The organism is Burkholderia sp. E168m23 (genome assembly GCF_016586125.1).
GTDB classification, from domain to species: Bacteria; Pseudomonadota; Gammaproteobacteria; order Burkholderiales; family Burkholderiaceae; genus Burkholderia; species Burkholderia orbicola.
The window spans coordinates 1-2,427 of sequence record NZ_BCPP01001023.1; the positions used below are offsets into that span (position 1 = coordinate 1).

A 2,427-nucleotide genomic window follows, 5' to 3' on the forward strand; every position below is an offset into this window, starting at 1 on the left:
CGTCACGACGAGGCCGCCGCCGGCCGCATCGGCCAGCGTCACGCTGCCCTGATGCACGCGCGCGATTTCCCGCACGATCGACAGCCCAAGCCCGGTGCCTTCGACCGTCTGCGTCTTGCTGCCGCGATGGAAGCGCTCGAACACCGCGTCGCGTTCGTCGGCCGGAATGCCCGGCCCGTTGTCGATCACGTCGAGCCGCGCCTGTTCGCCGTCGCGCGAGATACGCACCGTGATCACCGCATGGTCGCCCGCATAACGGATCGCGTTGTCGATCAGGTTGCCGATCATCTCGCCGAGCAAGTCGGATTGGCCGAGCACGTCGACGTCGGCTTCGTGTTCGAAGCCGAGATCGATGTCGCGCGCGCGGGCGACGGGCGACCAGTCGAGCGTCACGCTGCGGGCAAGCCGGTGCAGCGCGACCGGCTTGTGCGCGACCGCATGACCGCTGTCCGAATCGAGCCGCGACAGCGACAGCAGTTGCTGGACGATCTTCGCGGCCTGCCGCACCGCGCCGTTCGCGCGCCGCAGATGCACGTTCGCGCGCGGCTGCTCGTCCGGCCGCAGCGCGAGTTCGACGCCCGCCTGGACGGCCGCGAGCGGCGTCTTCAACTGATGGGCCGCATCGGCGAAGAAGCGCCGCCGCGCCACCTGCATCCGCTGCGTGCGGCCGATGTACTGGTTGATCGAATCGACGAGCGGCGCGAGTTCGCTCGGCATCGCGCCCGTGTCGAGCGGCGTCGTGTCGTCCTCGCTGCGCGCGGCGACGGTGGCCGACAGCCGGTTCAGCGGCCGCAGCCCGCGGCCGACGCCGAGCCACACGATCCCGAGCGCCAGCACGACGAGCAGCCCTTCCTGCAACAGCGACCCGATCAGGATCTCGCGCGCGAGCGCCTGGCGCGCCTCGATCGTCTCGCCGACCATCACCCACACGATGCGCGACTGCGCGGTCGGCACGTCGTGCACCGGGATGCGCAGTGCGGCCATCCGCAACTGTTCGCCGCGATACACGACGTCGTAGTACCGCGTGACGAACAACGCGCCGTCGCCCGCGTCGCGGCCCTGCGGCAGCGGCAGGTCCGGATAGCCGGTGATCGTGTGGCCGTTGTCCTCGCGGATCAGGTAGTAGATCTTGCCGCCGTCGCTCGATTCGAGCATTTCGAGCGCGAGATACGGCAGGTCGACCTCGATCTCGCCGTCGTTGAGCCGCACGCCTTCACGGATCGACTTCAGCGACGACGACAGCGTGCGGTCGAACGCGACGTGCGCGGCGCTCATCGCACGCTGGTACGTGAGCCACGAGTCGAGCGCGAGCAGGCCCAGCAGCGGCAGCAGCAGCCACAGCGCGACCTGCGCGCGCAGGTTCGGGCGGGTCATCCTTCCGCCTTCGCTTCGAGCAGATAGCCCAACCCGCGCAGCGTGACGATCGCGACGCCCGTGTTCTCCAGCTTCTTGCGCAACCGGTACACGTAGATCTCGATCGCATCGGCGTTGACCGATTCGTCGAGCCCGAAGATCTTCTCCGACAGCGTGTCCTTGTTGATCGCGCGGCCGTTGCGCAGGATCAGCACCTCGAGCACCGAGCGCTCGCGCGGCGTGAGCGACAGCGGCTCGCCCGCGAGATGGAAGCTGCGGTCGATACTGTCGTACGAAAGCGGCCCGCACTCGACGCGCGAATGCTCGTGCCCAAGACTGCGCCGGATCAGCGCGCGGGCGCGCGCCTCGAGTTCGGTCAGCTCGAACGGCTTCGCGAGATAGTCGTCGGCGCCGAGATCGAGCCCCTTCACGCGGTCCTCGACCGACCCGTGCGCGGTGAGGATCAGCACCGGCACCGGGTTGCGGCGCGCGCGCAGTCGTCGCAGCACCTCGAGCCCGTCCAGTTTCGGCAGCCCGAGGTCCAGAATCACCAGCGCGTAATCCTGCGTGCGCAGCACGTGGTCCGCCGCCTCGCCGTCGGCCATGTGATCGACCGCGAAGCGCGCGGCGCTCAGCGCATCGTTCAGCGACTGGGCCAGGTTCGGGTTGTCTTCGACGAGCAGCACACGCATGGGGATTCCGGTAAGGTCAGCGACAGCCCGCTACATTACATGATCCTTTCCGTCTCCACGCCTCGCGCAAACACGGGTTGCGCGGGTGTCGCGAAGCCGCCGCGCGCGATGCCGGCCGCAGCGACTCAGCGCTCGGCAGCAGGCTGGTTGCGCGCCACGATGCGCGCGTCGCCGGTCACGCGCCGCTCGCGGAAACCGGCCACCACCGCGACGAACGCGACGCTCGCGCCGACCGTGACGACGATCATCGGATGCACGGTGCCGTCCGATAGCCACGCCAGCACGCCGCCGCACGCGGCCGTGATCGCCATCTGGATAAAGAAGAACAGCCCCGACGCCGTGCCGGCGATCTTCGTGTACGGCTGCATCACCGCGAACTGAC

General features: G+C 69.0%; 2 protein-coding genes and 1 pseudogene. All 3 read right to left on the bottom strand.

Annotated features, from left to right (window positions below; genetic code table 11):
- On the bottom strand, positions 1-1,374 hold a 1,374-nt coding region (locus JMF90_RS33455), incomplete at its 3' end, for a sensor histidine kinase (protein WP_201326031.1).
- The gene (locus JMF90_RS33460; protein WP_006479157.1) at positions 1,371-2,045 is read right to left on the bottom strand and encodes a response regulator; all 675 of its coding nucleotides are present in this window, start codon (positions 2,043-2,045) and stop codon (positions 1,371-1,373) included. The genes JMF90_RS33460 and JMF90_RS33455, both read right to left, overlap by 4 nt.
- Before the next feature lie 125 nt (positions 2,046-2,170).
- Positions 2,171-2,427 (bottom strand): annotated as a pseudogene (locus JMF90_RS33465) (Bcr/CflA family drug resistance efflux transporter); the annotation flags it as partial.

Excerpts from the sequence above, each read along its gene's own strand:
- JMF90_RS33460 (WP_006479157.1), bottom strand. The coding sequence starts at position 2,045 with ATGCGTGTGCTGCTCGTCGAAGACAACCCGAACCTGGCCCAGTCGCTG.